The organism is Pseudomonas sp. B21-040, from assembly GCF_024748695.1.
Taxonomy (GTDB): domain Bacteria; phylum Pseudomonadota; class Gammaproteobacteria; order Pseudomonadales; family Pseudomonadaceae; genus Aquipseudomonas.
Genome location: NZ_CP087176.1, coordinates 5,482,723 through 5,497,745, shown reverse-complemented (window position 1 = coordinate 5,497,745; position 15,023 = coordinate 5,482,723). Strand labels below are relative to the sequence as shown.

Genomic DNA, 15,023 nt, shown 5'->3' with positions numbered 1-15,023 from the left:
GCGTCGGATGCTGTAAACAAAAGCCCCGCCTTCGAGAGAAGTGCGGGGCTTTTTGTTGGGGGGCAAGCAGAAAAACTCAGCGATCAAGCAACCGGAAAAACCGGTCCCGCACCTGGGTGTTATCGCTATGCGCGACATTGAAACGCAGGAAGCTGCTGGCATCGGCCGCTTTGCTCAGCAAGGTGCCGGGCGCCAGCACCAGGTCAATGTCGAGGCCTTTGCTGGCCAGGGTTTCAGCGTGGAAACCTTCGGGCAATCGGGTCCAGATAAACAACCCTTCCCCCGGCAGCGACGATACCGAGCACCCGGCCTCCACCAGCCAGCGCGCCACACGGCTGCTGGATTCGTAGAGGCGGTCGACGGTGCGGCGGGTGTGTTTGGCGTAGCTTCCATTGTTGAGCATGGAGCAGGTGATCTGCTCCGCGAGTTCCGAGGTCACACCGCCACAGGCCATTTTCAAAGCAATCATCCGGGCCGCCAAGGGCCGCGACAACACGCTGTAGCTGACACGGCTGTTGGCGGTCAGGGTCTTGGAAAAACCGGAGACGTAACTGACCGTGTCCAGCCCGCCCGCGGCCAGGCGCGGTGTGCGTTTCTGCTGGATGTCGCCATACAAGTCATCTTCGACGATATGAAAACCATAGCGGTGACTCAGTTCCAGCAGGCGATAAACCTGGGCGGCGGTGAACGAGTGGCCGGTCGGGTTATGCAGCGTGCTGTTGGTCATATACAGCACGGGGCGATGGGCAATCAGCAATTGCTCGAACGCCTCAAGGTCCAGGCCATCGCAATCGCGGGCAATGGTGATGACCTTGGCGCCGTGCAACGCCAGATTGGCGTGCATGTTGAAGTAACACGGGTCGTCGAGTACTACCGTATCGCCAGGCTTTATCAACAGGCGCATCAGCAGGTCGATCGCCTGCACGGTGTTGGAAGTGGTGATGATTTGTTCCACCGGTGCCTCGATACCGACGGTCGACAACTTGACCCGTAATGCCTCGCGCAACGGCAGATAACCGCCCACTTCACCGTACTCGCCCATGCGCAGCGTCGTCGCGCGAAGTGTCGCGCGTACGGCTTTGAGCAGTTCTTCGGCGGGCAACCAGGAGGCGGGGAGGAATCCGCAGCCGGGACGCAGCGCACCGTTTTCCAGCAACAGTGCACGGCGGACCCGGCTGAGCGTGTCCTGAGGTTGCAAGTCCGGACCGGCAACCGCGGACGGCGGATTGATGGCTCGCTGAACGTAATGCCCGGAACCCTGGCGCGAGACCACCAGTCCCTTGGCGCGCAACCGGTCAAGGGCATCGACCATTGTCGACTTGCCCACGTTCATCAAGCCCGAGAGCTCGCGAATGGGTGGCAGTTTGGCCCCATGGGGCAGGCCTCCCTGGTTGATCGCCATCGTCAGCTGATCGACGATCTGCTGCACCAGCGGCATCCCTGGCTGAAGTTCGATGGCGGCGATGACTGCACGCTGAGCCTGCATTTTACTGGTCTCCCTGGCAGTAAAGTTCGTTGGATTCTATACGAACTTACCCTGAACAAGACAAGTGTCTGATGCCTACCATCAACTGCGCTTTTCGCTCTCTTGATGAAGAAGGTTCGGTAGATGATTAAGCAATTGACTCGCGACGAACGCTTCGTCGCCCTGGCAAAAGAACTGGGTTTTGATATCTACGACGAGAACGCTGCTGGCGGACATTACGCGCCGCTGATTCGACATGAAGATGAACTGTACATCAGCGGGCTGGTGCCGCGAATGAACGGCAAAATTCAGTACCCTGGCAGGGTGGGGCTGGAGCTCAACCTGGCAGATGCTCAAGAAGCGGCGAGTATCAGTGCGATACGAGGGCTGGCGCTGATTTACGCCGCCATCGGTTCACTGGAGCACATAAAGGCGCTGCTTCGCATAACGGTCTATGTGAAATCCACCTTTGATTTTGTCGATCTCAGTGACGTGGCCAATGGCGCATCGGATGTCTTTACGCATGTACTAGGCGATGCCGGTAAACACACCCGTACGACCGTCGGTGTTTATCAGCTGCCGAAAAACGCGCCGGTAGAAGTGGACATGATGGTGGCGCTGCATTCGTCAGCTCCGTCATCCTGAGTGCAATAAAAAGCCCTGCTTCAAGGGCAGGGCTTTTCGGTCATCGGCGTTTACCCGACTGATTTACTGCGCGGCGATGCTGTAGCCGTCGAACGCGGTTTGCTGCTGCAGTGCGGTGATGATGTTCTTGCGGTTGACCGCTTGTTCGACGCCGGCGTTATCGAGGAACGTCTCGCTTTCAATCACTGCGTCATCGCCTTCGCCGACGAAGGTGAAGCCGAGGAACTCCAGCGCTTTGCGGTCAACGTTCAGGCTTGAACGCGGGGTGCGCAGCGGCAGGGTGACGTTTATGCCGTCCTTGCTGATGGTGAACACTTCGAGATCTTTCTTGGCGCGAGCCACTTTGCTTTTGCCACTGCTCGGATTGCTGATGGCCTGGTGAGTCTGGTTCAGCACTTTCAGTGCGAGGCCGTAGACGATCTCCTGAAACGCCGGGTCATCCTTGAAGCTGGAGAGAATCCGGCTGATCGGGAATTTGCTGCTCAGGTCTTCGAGAGCGGCGATGTCGGCCGCTTCCGCGTCCTTGAGTTGCTTGAGTTCGCCCATCAGCTCATAGGCTTTATCGTCGTCGAAGCTGTCATGTGCCTGGCGAATCGCGGCGCGCAGCTCGCGGATCTGGTCGCTTTCCCGGGTGGACTGAAAAGCGTCCAGGACCATCTCGCTGATGGTCTTGGCCTGTGGCACATGCTGTGAAAGATTGATGGAGTTTTCGTATTCCGCTTTGGACGACAAGGTGACTACGGATTCAGCGGTGTTGGAATCGGACATTGAAATTTCACTACTTCTTTTAACTTGAATTGAGGCGAGAAAGCACAGGGCCTTTTCAGGCCGACTAATCTATTGGACCGTGGCAGCGTTGTCACGGGTGAACAGGCAACTGGTCGTCATTTTTGCGAGCCGTTACCTGAATGTGTACCGCCGACTAGGTCCCGGTTGAATTGAGATTCATCGAGCGAACCGCCCATTGCTCTGCCGTTTGCTGATCCACCGGCAAGGAGAAGCGAAAGGTCGCGCCTCGTCCGGGCAGATCGATCAGCTGGATCTCGCGACCATGCAATTGCAGGATCCGATGCACGATACGCAGCCCCAGCCCGCCATCGCGCCGTGCACCGCCAATGTTGAAGGGACGCAGGAACAGCCCTTCGCGCAACTGTGGTGCGATGCCGGGGCCGGTGTCGCTGACGGTGACTTCGATAAACGGCCCTTGTGGGCGCAGGCTCAATTCGACTTCTCCACCTTGAGGGGTATTGCGCAGGGCGTTGTCGAACAGGTTGGTCAACACCCGCTCGATCAATCCCAGGTCGGCGCAGGCGGAGGACACGTTGGGGGCAAAGGTTGCCTTCAGCTCAATTTGACGTGCTTCGGCGGTCAGCTCGAATTTCTGGAAGATGTCCTGCACCAGATCAGTCAGGGAAAAGCGTTCCAGTATCGGTTGTACGAAGCCATGCTCCAGCCTGACCAGTTCGAGCAGTGATTGCGCCAGGCCACCCACTTTTCGACTTTGATCCAGGGCGATGCCCAGATAGCGACGACGGTCGGCAGGGGATAACGTGGCGTCTTTGAGTGTCAGGGTTTCCAGGTATCCGTGCAGCGAGGCCAACGGTGTTCGCAGGTCGTGGGAAATGTTTGCCACCAGTTCACGGCGCTCCTGATCCTGGCGAGTCAGTGAGCGCCACTGTTCACTCAGGCGGGTTTGCATTTGCCGGAAGGCAGCGTCCAGCACGGCGATTTCATCGTGACTGGCCGCTTTGCCTACCGGTTCCGCGGCCGGTGGTGTGGAGGGAACGCCATCGATGTCGAACTGACTGACTCTTTCGGTCAAGCGGCGCAACGGTCGGGTAATCAGGGCAAATGCCGTGAGACCGGCGATCAGGCACAACAACGCGACCAGACCGATGGACCACAGGGCGGTATTGAGCGCGGCACTGGTGGCGCCGCGTTCGGCGAAGCGGTCGTGTTCTTCGCTGAGCAGTACCACATAGAGATAACCGGCGGGCTGACCGTTAACCCGCAATGGCGCGGCGCTGAAGACTTTGCGTCCATCGACGCTGCGCGGGTCATCGCCGAGAATCGGCAGGGCGTCGCCCTTGAGCAAGCGCTGGATCGGTCCGAGGTCGATCCGTTCCCGATGTATCCGGCCTTCGGGGGCGGCGCTGCCGACAATCTTGCCCTCGGAGTCCAGCAGATAGACCTCGACGCTGGGATTGACCTGCATGAGTTTGCTGAACAATTCGCGAACGGCATTGGGCATCAGGCCGCCAGCATCCATCAGCACGGTGTCGTGGGCGATGTGTTGCGCCAGATCGCGCGACAGTCCCTGGACCACTTCCAGTTCATGCATTTGATTGGCGCGCACTTGCATCCACGCCGATGTGCCACAGCACACCAGCAACAGAATCGCGAACACCAGGGACAGGCGTTGTGTCAGGGTCAGCCTCATGGCTGTTCCTCCTTGACCGCGAATTTGTAACCGCGCCCCCACACCGTGAGGATGCGCACAGGTTGCGCCGGGTCAGCTTCGATCTTGGCCCGCAGACGGTTGATGTGGGTGTTCACCGTATGTTCGTAGCCCTCATGGCTGTAACCCCATACCGCATTGAGCAAGTCCATGCGCGAGAACACCTTGCCCGGCTGGCGGGCGAAGAAGTAGAGCAGGTCGAACTCCCGTGGTGTGAGGTCCAGGCGCCGCCCGTCGAGCGAAACCTCGCGGGTGATCGGGTCGATGGACAGGCCGTCCGTCATCAGGCTGCCCGAGTCCATTTTCAGGTTGCGGGCCATGGCGTCTACCCGACGCAGCAGCGCCTTGACCCGGGCGACCAGTTCCAGCATCGAAAAGGGCTTGGCAAGGTAATCGTCAGCGCCGAGTTCCAGGCCCAGGATCCGGTGTACTTCGCTGGAGCGCGCACTGGTGATGATGATCGGGGTGTAGCGGGCCATCGCCCGCGCACGACGGCAGATTTCCAGGCCGTCGACACCCGGCAGCATCAGGTCGAGGATCAAGGCGTCCCAGCTTCCTTGCTGCAACAGGCGCATGCCTTCATCACCGTCGGCGCAGTGCACCACTTCGAACTGCTCATCGCGAAGATGCAGGCAAATCAGGTCGGCGATGTGCAGGTCGTCCTCGACCACCAGGACGCGTTTGGTCTGTTCCATAAAGCTCAATCCTTTGTCGCGAATGGGCACATTGTGCGGGTTTTCCTCAGCCTGAGTTATCACGAATTGTTTAACTCCTCGTGAGGATTTGGCGATCAACCCAAGCCTAGGCTGTGTTCCCTATCAGGCACCTGGAATTTTGGAGAAGGCCATGTTTTCACGGCGACAGTTTCTTGTAGCGGGCGGCGGGCTGGGGGCTGCAGCGTTGGTGATCGGAGTGTTGCCAAAATTTGCCGCCAGCACTGCACTGGTCAGTGATGCCGGCGCGGCGGAGGTATTCGAGGTGACCCACAGCGACAGCGAATGGCACGCCCTGCTCAGCGACGAGCAGTACGAGATTTTGCGTGAAGAGGGCACGGAGCGGGCCTACAGCAGCCCATTGAACAATGAACATCGCGCAGGTGTTTTCGCCTGTGCAGGGTGTGATTTGCCGCTGTTCTCATCCGACACCAAGTTTGACAGCCGCACCGGCTGGCCCAGTTTCTGGGCACCGCTGGATAAATCGGTGGCCACTCGTCAGGACCGATCCTTTGGTGTGCTGCGCGAAGAGGTTCACTGCCGGCGATGCGGCGGTCATCTGGGGCATGTCTTCGACGACGGGCCCAAACCCACCGGTCTGCGTTATTGCATGAACGGCCTGGCGCTGACCTTCAAGCCGCAGGCGGCTTGATCCGTGGGCATTTCCCTTCATTCACCTGGTGCAGGTCGACGCTATGTGGCTTTTGGTTCTCGCTTATCTCGGTGGTGTACTGACAATCGTCAGCCCCTGCATCCTGCCGGTACTGCCCTTTGTCTTCGCTCGAACCGGGCAGCCGTTTATGAAAAGTGGCTTGCCGCTATTGGCGGGGATGGCGCTGACCTTCGCGCTGGTCGCCACGTTGGCGGCGGTGGGTGGCGGTTGGGTGGTGCAACTCAATCAATACGGTCGCTGGCTCGCGTTGCTGTTCGTAGCACTGTTCGGGTTGACGCTGATGCTGCCCCGACTGGCCGAGCGACTGACACGGCCACTGGTGGCGGCCGGCAGCCGACTATCGGAGGCCGCCGGCGCCGATGCCCGGCCACGCCCCGGCGCTTCCTTCCTGATCGGCGTTGCCACGGGCCTGCTCTGGGCGCCTTGCGCCGGACCTATTCTGGGGCTGTTGCTGACAGGCGCGGCGCTGCAAGGGGCAAGCATCGAAACCACATTGCTACTGCTGGCTTACGCGGCCGGTGCCGCCACTTCCCTCGCTGTGGCGCTGCTGCTGGGCGGTAAAGTCTTCGCAGCGATGAAACGTTCGATTGGCGCAGGCGAATGGGTTCGGCGCGGTCTGGGGGCCGCGATGCTGGCGGGGGTTGCCGCGATTGCCCTGGGGTTGGATACGGGGATTCTGGCACGGGTTTCGACCGCGTCCACCGGTGGAATCGAACAGGCATTGGTGGGGCGATTGGCCGGCAAATCCCCGAATAACAGCGGGGCGATGATGGCCGCCGGTGACACGGTGAAAGTGAGTGACAAGGCCTCCGGTGTCTTGCCGATTGAAGGCAACCTTCCTGCACTGGATGGTGCAGTGCAGTGGCTCAATTCCCCACCTCTCACGGCGCAGGCCTTGAAGGGCAAAGTCGTGCTGGTGGATTTCTGGACCTACTCCTGCATCAACTGCCTGCGCACGTTGCCGTATGTGAAAGCCTGGGCCGAGAAGTACCGCGATCAGGGGTTAGTAGTGATCGGTGTCCATGCACCTGAATTCGCCTTCGAACGGGATGTTGGCAATGTCACCAAAGCCATGAAAGACCTCGGCATCAACTACCCGGTTGCCATCGATAACGACTACAAGATCTGGCGTGCCTTCAACAACGAGTACTGGCCGGCCCATTATTTTGCAGATGCTCAGGGGCGCATTCGCTATCACCACTTTGGTGAAGGCGAGTACGTCGAATCGGAGAGGGTCATCCAGCAGCTGCTGCGTGAAGCGGGAGCGGTGAAGGTCGCGGATGGCCTGATCAACGCTGATGCGACTGGGGTTCAGCTCGCGCCGGACATGAAGGAAGTGCAATCACCGGAAACCTATGTCGGTTTCCAGCGTGCGGAGCATTTCGTTCCCGAGACCAGCCTTGTGCCGGACAAAGTCGCCGCCTACACCCCACCCGCTGAATTGGCCCTCAATGACTGGAGCCTGGACGGAAAATGGAATGTCGGTTCCGAACGGGCGATTTCCAGCGCCCCCGCCAGTCGCATCGTCTATCGCTTCCACGCTCGCGATTTGCACCTGGTGCTGGGCCCTGCTGCCGACGGAAAACCAGTGCGATTCAAAGTGCTGATTGACGGAAAAGCCCCCGGCGATGCCCACGGCACCGATGTGGCGCCCGACGGCAGCGGCACTGTGAAAGAACAACGCTTGTATCAATTGGTGCGCCAGAGCGGCGGCGTGACGGACCGCACGTTCAGCATCGAGTTTCTCGATCCCGGCGTGTCGGCCTACGCGTTTACGTTCGGTTGAAGCCATTTCGTTTGTCTAGGAGTCATGTCCCATGAAAACCCTGATCACCTGGCGCCGCACCCTGTTGGGGATGGCTGCTGCCGGCATCATCAGTCAGTGCTCGGCCTTCTCGTTCGGTGCCGAAGACGCGGTCATCATTCCCCCGCCGGCCCTGGATGAAACAACCCAGGCCCACAGTGAAAAGGTGGTGTTTGCCGGCGGATGTTTTTGGGGCGTCCAAGGTGTGTTTCAACATGTCAAAGGTGTGAAGCAAGCCGTCTCCGGTTACGCCGGCGGCGCGGCCAGCACCGCCCGATATGAACGGGTCAGCGAGGGCGACACCGGCCATGCGGAATCCGTCGAAGTCACGTTCGATCCGGCTCAGGTCAGTTATGGCACGCTGCTACAGATCTATTTTTCGGTGGCCCACAACCCCACCGAACTGAATCGCCAAGGTCCCGACAGCGGCACTCAATACCGGTCGGCGATTTTCACTGAAAACACCGAACAGCAACGCATCGCCCAGGCCTACATTGCCCAGCTCGACGCCACCCATTTGTTCAACAAACCCATTGTGACCAGGCTGGAAACCTACAACGGTTTTTACCCGGCAGAAGAGGAGCATCAAGACTTTTTGACCGAGCACCCGAGCTATCCGTACATCGTGATCAACGATCTACCGAAAGTGGCGCAGTTGAAGCAGCTGTACCCGGACCGGTACCAGGAGAAACCGGTGTTGGTGAAGGCTGGAATGTAAAATCGACGTGGGGTTGGTTTCACCCCGAAATCACATTCTTGCCCGCCACCTTCGACCGATAAAGCGCCTGATCGGCCCTGGCCAGCAACCCGGTCTGTTGCTCTTCGTCAAAGCGCTGGACCACGCCAAAACTCATGGATACTTGAAACTCGCCCACGGCTGGCAGGCTCGACAATCCGTCGCGGATTTTCTCGGCGAGAAGTCTGGCTTCAGCCAACGAGGTATCGGGAAGGATGATGATGAACTCGTCACCTCCCCACCGCGCCAGCAGATCACCTTCGCGTACGCAGAGCTTCACGCCCTCGACCACCTGCACCAATGCCGCATCACCCAGGGCATGACCGTAGTGATCGTTGATGATCTTGAAGTCGTCGATGTCCATGGCGATCAGGGACAGCGGTCTGCGAAAGCGCTGGGCTCGTTCGCATTCCAGAGGCAGGGCTTTTTCCATCAGGTAGCGATTGGCGATGGATGTCAGCGTGTCGGTTTCCGCCAGTTTGCGGTTTTCTTCGAGTTGGATCTGAAGCTGCTGATTGACCCGAGACAATTCCCGGGTGCGCTCTTCAACTGTCGCTTCAAGGGAGTGAGTGCGTCGTTCCAACGCTTCAAGCAGGCGACGTTTGTCGTCGATGCTGCGGTGCGCGCCGATCATGCGCGCCACGGAGCCGTCAGCATTGCGGGACAGCACATAACCGCGGTCTTCGATCCAGGTGTAACTGCCGTCCAGCATGCGGCAACGATATTCGGCCTGGTAGGTGGGCGCGCGCTGTTGCACGTAATCATCAAACACGGCCATGACCGCGGGGTAGTCGTCAGGGTGAATGAGGTTTTCCCAAGTCAACGCCGTGTTGTCCAGGGAATGAGGCTCGTAGCCGAGCATCTTGTACCAACCGGGATTGCGGTAGACAAAGCCGGTGTTGGCGTTCCAGTCCCAAATACCGTCGCTGACCAATTCCAGAATGGTGTGCAGCAGGTCTTCGCTAAAATCTGACGCATTGAACTTCAACGGCTTGATATTCGACGCTTCCCCCATCACCGCTCTCCCTGACGCACAGATATCAATTGATTCGCCTGGCATCGAGATTAGTGCATGGCACGTTGCCCCCGCTAGTGTTTGCCCCATAACTGCATGGCAAAGTCGACGAAGTGGCGTAGTTTCGGTAAACGGTAGCGATCCTGGGCGTATACCAGGTGCATTGGCCGGCTCGGCAGCCGGTAGTTCTGCATCAGTGCTACCAGTTTTCCGTTGAGCAAGTCTTGCTCTACCAACGCATCGGGCAGCATCACGATGCCCATCCCGGTTCGAGCCGCCTGATGCAACCCCGCCGAACTATTGATCAGCATCGGGCCGCTGACAGCCACCATCACTTCACCTTCCGGCCCACTCAGGCGCCATTGTTTTTCGACCGATTGCCAGTCATCCCCGACCGGGTAAGCAAAGGACAAACAGGCGTGATGTTGCAGGTCTTCGGGCATTTGCGGTATCCCGCGGCGCGCCAGGTATTCGGGAGAAGCGCACATGGTCAGGGTGTAGTCGATCAGCGGGCGGGCGATCAGGTTGGACGGCTCGATTGCGCCCAAGCGAAACGCCACATCGAGGCTGTTCTCGAGTAGATCGGGACGCCCGTTGGTGAGCACCACATCCAGTTTGACTTGCGGACATTGCAGCGAGAACTCACTGAGCGCCGGCGCGAGCCTTTCCGTGCCGAACGTCAGCGGCGCCGTAATGCGCAGGGTCCCACTCGGCGCGTCCTGACTCTGTTCGGCCAGGCGTTCGGAGTCAGCCACCAGCCCGAGTACTTCCAGGCAGCGCTGGTAGTAAGCGGAGCCGAATTCTGTCAGGCGCTGGCGCCGTGTTGTACGGTTGAGCAGGCGCACCCCCAGGCGTTGTTCCAATGCGCGAAGGTGATTGCCGACCATGGTTGTGGACATTTCGCACTGCTGCGCGGCGGCGGTCATGCTGCCGGCTTCCACCACTTTTACGTAAACCGTCATTGCCTGGAACAGATCCATTATCAAGCCCGGCTTTAAGATGATTGAAGTGTTACAGCGTTTATCCAGCTCAGGTGGCTAACCATACTGTAAAAACACCGACCATTGATGGAGCTTGATGTCATGACCGCCGCCTGCCTGATGAGCACTTACCAACCGCTGGCCTTGAGTTTCAGCAAAGGGCTGGGCACACGCCTGTGGGATGAGGCCGGTCGTGAATACCTGGACGCAGTGGCGGGAGTGGCGGTGACCAACGTTGGCCACTCCCATCCGCGCATTGTGTCGGCGATCAGCGAGCAGGCCGGTTTGCTGTTGCACACATCGAACCTCTACAGCATCGACTGGCAACAGCGCCTGGCGCAAAGGTTGACGACGCTGGCGGGTATGGATCGGGCGTTCTTCAACAACTCCGGCGCCGAAGCCAATGAAACCGCACTGAAACTCGCGCGGCTTCACGGTTGGCACAAAGGGGTCGAGCAACCCCTGGTGGTGGTCATGGAGAACGCTTTTCATGGCCGCACGCTGGGCACGTTATCCGCCAGCGATGGCCCGGCCGTGCGCCTGGGTTTCAACGAGTTGCCGGGGGATTTTGTCAAAGTGCCCTTCGGTGATCTCGGTGCTTTGGATAAGGTGCATCAAGCCCACGGCCAAAGAATCGTGGCCATTCTGATGGAGCCGATCCAGGGCGAAAGCGGCGTCCAGTTGGCACCACGCGGTTATCTCAAAGCGGTGCGCGAGCTCTGCAACAGGCACTCATGGCTGATGATGCTCGACGAGATCCAGACCGGTATCGGCCGCACCGGTCAATGGTTCGCGTTCCAGCAGGAAGGCATTGTCCCGGACGTCATGACCCTGGCCAAAGGCCTCGGCAACGGCGTCCCCATCGGCGCCTGCCTTGCCCGGGGTAAAGCCGCTGACTTGTTCACTCCGGGCAGCCACGGCAGCACCTTCGGCGGTAATCCGTTGGCCTGTCGTGTCGGATGTACAGTGCTGGACATCATCGAAGAACAAGGTCTGCTGGAAAATACCAGGCTTCAAGGCGCGCGCTTGCTCGCCAGGTTGCAGACCGAACTGGCCGGGCACCCGAACGTCATGGCCATTCGTGGCCAGGGCTTGATGATCGGCATCGAACTCAAGCAGCCGATCCGCGACCTGACCTTGATCGCCGCGCGGGATCACGGTTTGCTGATCAACGTGACACGGGGCAAGACCATTCGCCTGCTGCCGCCGCTGACGATTGATGAGCGGGAGGTGGAGATGATTGTCAGAGGCGTATGTCGGGCCGTGACTATTGCCTGACATACGTTCCCGATCGTTTCCACGCTCTGCGTGGGAATGCCTCTTGTGACGCTCTGCGTCACGCTTTCGGGAACGCGGAGCGTCCCTGGCTGCATTCCCACGCAGAGCGTGGGAACGATCAAAAAGTGGACTGGATTCACTGTTCGGTAGTGAGATCAGTGAGATCAGTGAGCGGTGTAGTCCCCATCCGAACAACGCGCCATCCCAGCCTGCCATCACCTCAGCTTGGGGACTCACCCCGCAGCGCAGTAATTACTCAACCCGTAACAAGCGATCTATAAACGCCGTAATTTCACCGCGATCCTCGAGTTTGATTTTTGTACCTCCAAACCCTTGAAACAATCGCCGGTGCGCGCCGAGCCCGCTCGAGTCTTCACGGCGATGGTAGTTTTCGGCCCACTCCAATAACGAGATCAGTCGCTCGTCGTCGTGTTCTTCTCGCTGGCGAATATTGGCGACGCAATATTCGTCATCGACACACAACCAGATCAGCGCTGTCGCTCGGTGGACAAGTTCGCTGATGATCCAGCCGTAAACACCCTCGATCACCCACTGTTCCTCACTGGCCGCGATCCGTGCCATGCCCAATACTGCGGCACCCGGGCGGGCAATGCTGTGTTCGTCCGACACCCAGTGAATCCGATCGAGATCGATCCATGGCACCTTGAGGTGTTTGGCCAATCGTTTAGCCAGCCAGCTTTTGCCTGAGCCAGAGTTGCCGATGATCAGCGTTCGGGTGAGGTTCATGGTGACTCGCCGTTTCAGTCGTCATGTTCAGGCGCAACCATCCGGGTCTTGGGCGAGCCGTTTGAGTTGTGCTGATAAATATCCTGGGGTTGTCCTTTCTCATTGAAGAACACTTGGCCGATGCCTGCCGAGTTCCATAGCCGTTCGCCAGCTTCTGCGTGTTCAGGGGTATACGGGACGATGCGCATGCGCCGACGTTTGGTCAGCCAGTTCAGGGGCGAGCGCGGCGAATAGAGCCAGCGATTGAGGCGGTCGAACCATTCGAGCAGGGTGGGCGGAAATTCGTTTTTGATGCCGCTGCTGGTGATCTGCCAGATTTTCGGACCCGCCTTGCGGTGTCGGATCAATACTTCGTAGACGAAGGAATAATGCACATCGCCGGACAGCACCACGTAGTTACCCGGTGTGCGCGAGTGTCGGAAAATGTTCAAGATCACTTGGGCTGCGCCGCGATGAGCCATCCAGTTTTCGGCGTCCACCAGCAGTGGAAAACCGCACCAGCTAAAGGCTTTTTGCACGGTTTCGATCAGTTTGACGCCGAAGATCGGCGCCGGTGACACGATGATCGCCGACGGATGATCCAGTAATTCCTGTTGCAGTTCACTGAGCGCTTCCCAGTCCAGCAGGCCCGAGGGTTGCTTGAGATTCATCTCGCTGCGCCAACGACGGGTGCGGGTGTCTATCACGACCAGCGCAGGCGTGGTGGGCAGCACGTAATGCCACTGCTGAAAACGCAACAGCGTATCGATCAAGTCATCCTGCAGCGCACTGTCGAGGTAACGATCGCCTCCGGTGGCGCCGAGCAGACGGGTTTTTTCCAGCACATCGCCAAACGCCAGCGGGTTGTTGCCCCAGCCCTGGCACAGCATGTAGGCGATCAAGGCGTTGCCGATGATGCGCTTGGAGAACGGATGGCCGTAGGCCGTTTCCTCCCATTGCGCGCTAAGGTTCCAGTCGTCGGTAATGTCGTGGTCGTCGAAAATCATCAGGCACGGCAGGTGCGCCATGGCCCGCGCGGCACGGCCCAGGCCGGACTTGAAGTCATCGATGCGGGTTTGTTCAAGGGCATAGCGCTTGCGCCTTTCAGGTGTCAGCGCGGGCGGTTGCGGGGCGATCAGGGTCCATGGAATCGGCGACCAGACCAGCAGGTACATGGCCATGACTTCTGCGAACGTCACCAGGTGATTGTCGGCGCTGCTGCTGGTGAAAATCGGCTTGCGTGCGCCACCGAAAAAACGCTCGCGCAGGGTCTCATTGCTCTCAAGCGCCGGTAACAGATCCTCACGGTGGTAGTAACTGACCGGGTGTTCGTAGAGTTTGGCGCTGTCGCTGACCACGGCGCCTTCGAGATGTTCATCGAACAGGCCCAGGCGCTCGATCAAGGCGTGAATCGCTCGCAGCATCGGCCCGGCGACGTCGTCGGCGTAGACCTGATCGCCGGTCATCATCAGCAGTGCCGGCCTCTGCAACGCATCGTGTTCCGTCGCCAACAACTGGTCGACGCAGAGCAGGCCATCAATGGCCGGGTGATGAGGTTTTCGGCAAGAGCCATGCAGCAGTTGATCAACCCGGGAACGCAGCACGAAGTTCGGGCAACGGGCATCGCCGTACAACAGGTGCGGCGCCCAATCGGCGATGCCGGATTCAACGCCATCGATCAGCAGGTCATATTCAATCAACGTGTCGCAGGGCAGGGCGGTGTCCAGCGGCACATCGACCAGGTGCACAAAGGCATGCTTGCCGACCGCGATCACCGTGCATTGCCCGCCATCGAGGCGGATATCGCCGACACCCTGCAAGCGCAAGGTCAGCTCCAGCGCCCGGGAACCCACCAGCCACAACACCAGGCGTGTGGGCTCCAGGCGCCGCAACAGCGGGCCGACAAGGACCGGTGGCAGGGCGTGATGGCTGTCGGGGAGTGGCGAAGACATGGGCATGCAGATTCAGGACTCTTGGCGCGCAGAGCACGTGATGATAGCGCAGCCAGCGGTCGGGGTTGTCTGATGGCTAAAGGCTTAAAACCTCACCGGATGTGTCTTGGAAAGGTGGCGGGGCAGGGTGGTGATCACTTGGCAGGAAAGATCACTGCCCACACCACTAACGTGATGAATGCCGCCAGCAGGCTGCACGATCCGGCGATCAAATGACGCCGAACCGGGGACTCCTCCCGCTTGAATCGGGTGAGAACCAACAGCCATGTCCCGACGAAAGCGCCGATGATCGCCATGAACGAATAGAGAAAGTAGGCCGGTCCTCGCGCTGCCTGTGGTTCGGCGCCGATAAAAATCAGCACGATGATCCCGACGATGAAACTGGCCAAGGCCCCGGCCAGGTTGGCAAACCACAGATTGAAGCTGCCACGGTTTCTAACGATCCAAAACCAGATCCCCGCTGACGCAGCGAAGAACACCAAGAGGGCGATGAATATCATTGAGTCTTCCTTGTTCGTTGATCACGTGAGGTGATGGCGTTAAGGCCACAATCCACAGTGTTGGACGGCGGGAAGATA

14 protein-coding genes are annotated in these 15,023 nt (G+C 59.2%); 5 read left to right on the top strand and 9 right to left on the bottom strand.

Features of this window, described 5'->3' with window-relative positions; all coding sequences use genetic code 11:
- Nucleotides 1–76: 76 nt before the first annotated feature.
- A complete protein-coding gene (locus tag LOY55_RS25140; RefSeq protein WP_223523202.1) occupies nucleotides 77–1,486 on the bottom strand; it encodes a PLP-dependent aminotransferase family protein in 1,410 nt (469 codons plus the stop codon).
- Nucleotides 1,487–1,609: 123 nt separating this feature from the next.
- Here LOY55_RS25140 and LOY55_RS25135 point away from each other — a divergent pair, with 123 nt between their 5' ends.
- Nucleotides 1,610–2,110: a RidA family protein gene (locus LOY55_RS25135; protein ID WP_046026667.1), complete on the top strand. Its 501-nt coding sequence runs from the start codon at nucleotides 1,610–1,612 to the stop codon at nucleotides 2,108–2,110.
- 63 nt (nucleotides 2,111–2,173) lie between these two features.
- Here the strand turns inward: LOY55_RS25135 and LOY55_RS25130 are convergent, their stop codons facing one another.
- The 3 genes from LOY55_RS25130 to LOY55_RS25120 form a co-directional block, all read right to left on the bottom strand.
- Entirely contained in the window at nucleotides 2,174–2,878 is a 705-nt protein-coding gene (locus LOY55_RS25130; protein ID WP_109787539.1) for a hypothetical protein, read from the bottom strand.
- 154 nt (nucleotides 2,879–3,032) lie between these two features.
- Nucleotides 3,033–4,550 carry a HAMP domain-containing sensor histidine kinase gene (locus tag LOY55_RS25125; RefSeq protein ID WP_223523204.1) on the bottom strand — a complete coding sequence of 506 codons (1,518 nt, stop codon included), beginning with the start codon at nucleotides 4,548–4,550 and terminating at the stop codon, nucleotides 3,033–3,035.
- Nucleotides 4,547–5,263, bottom strand: a complete 717-nt coding sequence (locus LOY55_RS25120; RefSeq protein ID WP_046026664.1) for a response regulator transcription factor — start codon at nucleotides 5,261–5,263, stop codon at nucleotides 4,547–4,549. The genes LOY55_RS25125 and LOY55_RS25120 overlap by 4 nt, the downstream gene beginning before the upstream one ends.
- A 151-nt stretch (nucleotides 5,264–5,414) precedes the next feature.
- On the opposite strand from LOY55_RS25120, the gene msrB reads away from it, so the two are divergent.
- From msrB to msrA, 3 genes are read left to right on the top strand one after another with little or no spacing between them, the layout of a single operon-like run.
- On the top strand, nucleotides 5,415–5,933 hold the full coding sequence (gene msrB / locus LOY55_RS25115) for a peptide-methionine (R)-S-oxide reductase MsrB (protein ID WP_223523206.1): 519 nt from the start codon (nucleotides 5,415–5,417) through the stop codon (nucleotides 5,931–5,933).
- 43 nt (nucleotides 5,934–5,976) lie between these two features.
- Nucleotides 5,977–7,740, top strand: coding sequence for a cytochrome c biogenesis protein DipZ (locus LOY55_RS25110; RefSeq protein WP_223523207.1), 1,764 nt, complete (start codon nucleotides 5,977–5,979; stop codon nucleotides 7,738–7,740).
- Between the two features lie 31 nt (nucleotides 7,741–7,771).
- A complete protein-coding gene (msrA, locus tag LOY55_RS25105; RefSeq protein WP_077431291.1) occupies nucleotides 7,772–8,476 on the top strand; it encodes a peptide-methionine (S)-S-oxide reductase MsrA in 705 nt (234 codons plus the stop codon).
- A 19-nt stretch (nucleotides 8,477–8,495) separates the two neighbouring features.
- On the opposite strand, the gene LOY55_RS25100 is transcribed toward msrA, so the two are convergent.
- Complete coding sequence (locus LOY55_RS25100) at nucleotides 8,496–9,509, bottom strand: sensor domain-containing diguanylate cyclase (protein ID WP_223523209.1); 1,014 nt, start codon at nucleotides 9,507–9,509, stop codon at nucleotides 8,496–8,498.
- A gap of 74 nt (nucleotides 9,510–9,583) precedes the next feature.
- Nucleotides 9,584–10,489 carry a LysR family transcriptional regulator gene (locus tag LOY55_RS25095; protein ID WP_077431292.1) on the bottom strand — a complete coding sequence of 302 codons (906 nt, stop codon included), beginning with the start codon at nucleotides 10,487–10,489 and terminating at the stop codon, nucleotides 9,584–9,586.
- A 102-nt stretch (nucleotides 10,490–10,591) separates the two neighbouring features.
- On the opposite strand from LOY55_RS25095, the gene LOY55_RS25090 reads away from it, so the two are divergent.
- Nucleotides 10,592–11,767, top strand: a complete 1,176-nt coding sequence (locus LOY55_RS25090; protein WP_223523211.1) for an aspartate aminotransferase family protein — start codon at nucleotides 10,592–10,594, stop codon at nucleotides 11,765–11,767.
- Nucleotides 11,768–12,019: 252 nt separating this feature from the next.
- On the opposite strand, the gene LOY55_RS25085 is transcribed toward LOY55_RS25090, so the two are convergent.
- The 3 genes from LOY55_RS25085 to LOY55_RS25075 all read right to left on the bottom strand — a co-directional run bounded on the left by LOY55_RS25085 (nucleotide 12,020) and on the right by LOY55_RS25075 (nucleotide 14,945).
- Complete coding sequence (locus LOY55_RS25085) at nucleotides 12,020–12,514, bottom strand: adenylate kinase (protein WP_223523212.1); 495 nt, start codon at nucleotides 12,512–12,514, stop codon at nucleotides 12,020–12,022.
- Nucleotides 12,515–12,528: 14 nt separating this feature from the next.
- Entirely contained in the window at nucleotides 12,529–14,451 is a 1,923-nt protein-coding gene (locus LOY55_RS25080) for an alkaline phosphatase D family protein (protein ID WP_258667060.1), read from the bottom strand.
- Between the two features lie 128 nt (nucleotides 14,452–14,579).
- Nucleotides 14,580–14,945, bottom strand: a complete 366-nt coding sequence (locus tag LOY55_RS25075; RefSeq protein ID WP_223523216.1) for a hypothetical protein — start codon at nucleotides 14,943–14,945, stop codon at nucleotides 14,580–14,582.
- Between the last annotated feature and the right edge of the window lie 78 nt (nucleotides 14,946–15,023).

What these genes read in the sequence shown, in the direction of transcription:
- LOY55_RS25095 (WP_077431292.1), bottom strand. Translation starts at nt 10,489, where the DNA reads ATGGATCTGTTCCAGGCAATGACGGTTTACGTAAAAGTGGTGGAAGCC.
- LOY55_RS25125 (WP_223523204.1), bottom strand. Translation starts at nt 4,550, where the DNA reads ATGAGGCTGACCCTGACACAACGCCTGTCCCTGGTGTTCGCGATTCTG.
- LOY55_RS25140 (WP_223523202.1), bottom strand. Translation starts at nt 1,486, where the DNA reads ATGCAGGCTCAGCGTGCAGTCATCGCCGCCATCGAACTTCAGCCAGGG.
- LOY55_RS25085 (WP_223523212.1), bottom strand. Translation starts at nt 12,514, where the DNA reads ATGAACCTCACCCGAACGCTGATCATCGGCAACTCTGGCTCAGGCAAA.
- LOY55_RS25090 (WP_223523211.1), top strand. Translation starts at nt 10,592, where the DNA reads ATGACCGCCGCCTGCCTGATGAGCACTTACCAACCGCTGGCCTTGAGT.
- LOY55_RS25120 (WP_046026664.1), bottom strand. Translation starts at nt 5,263, where the DNA reads ATGGAACAGACCAAACGCGTCCTGGTGGTCGAGGACGACCTGCACATC.
- msrB (WP_223523206.1), top strand. Translation starts at nt 5,415, where the DNA reads ATGTTTTCACGGCGACAGTTTCTTGTAGCGGGCGGCGGGCTGGGGGCT.
- msrA (WP_077431291.1), top strand. Translation starts at nt 7,772, where the DNA reads ATGAAAACCCTGATCACCTGGCGCCGCACCCTGTTGGGGATGGCTGCT.
- LOY55_RS25110 (WP_223523207.1), top strand. Translation starts at nt 5,977, where the DNA reads ATGTGGCTTTTGGTTCTCGCTTATCTCGGTGGTGTACTGACAATCGTC.
- LOY55_RS25100 (WP_223523209.1), bottom strand. Translation starts at nt 9,509, where the DNA reads ATGGGGGAAGCGTCGAATATCAAGCCGTTGAAGTTCAATGCGTCAGAT.
- LOY55_RS25130 (WP_109787539.1), bottom strand. Translation starts at nt 2,878, where the DNA reads ATGTCCGATTCCAACACCGCTGAATCCGTAGTCACCTTGTCGTCCAAA.
- LOY55_RS25080 (WP_258667060.1), bottom strand. Translation starts at nt 14,451, where the DNA reads ATGCCCATGTCTTCGCCACTCCCCGACAGCCATCACGCCCTGCCACCG.
- LOY55_RS25075 (WP_223523216.1), bottom strand. Translation starts at nt 14,945, where the DNA reads ATGATATTCATCGCCCTCTTGGTGTTCTTCGCTGCGTCAGCGGGGATC.
- LOY55_RS25135 (WP_046026667.1), top strand. Translation starts at nt 1,610, where the DNA reads ATGATTAAGCAATTGACTCGCGACGAACGCTTCGTCGCCCTGGCAAAA.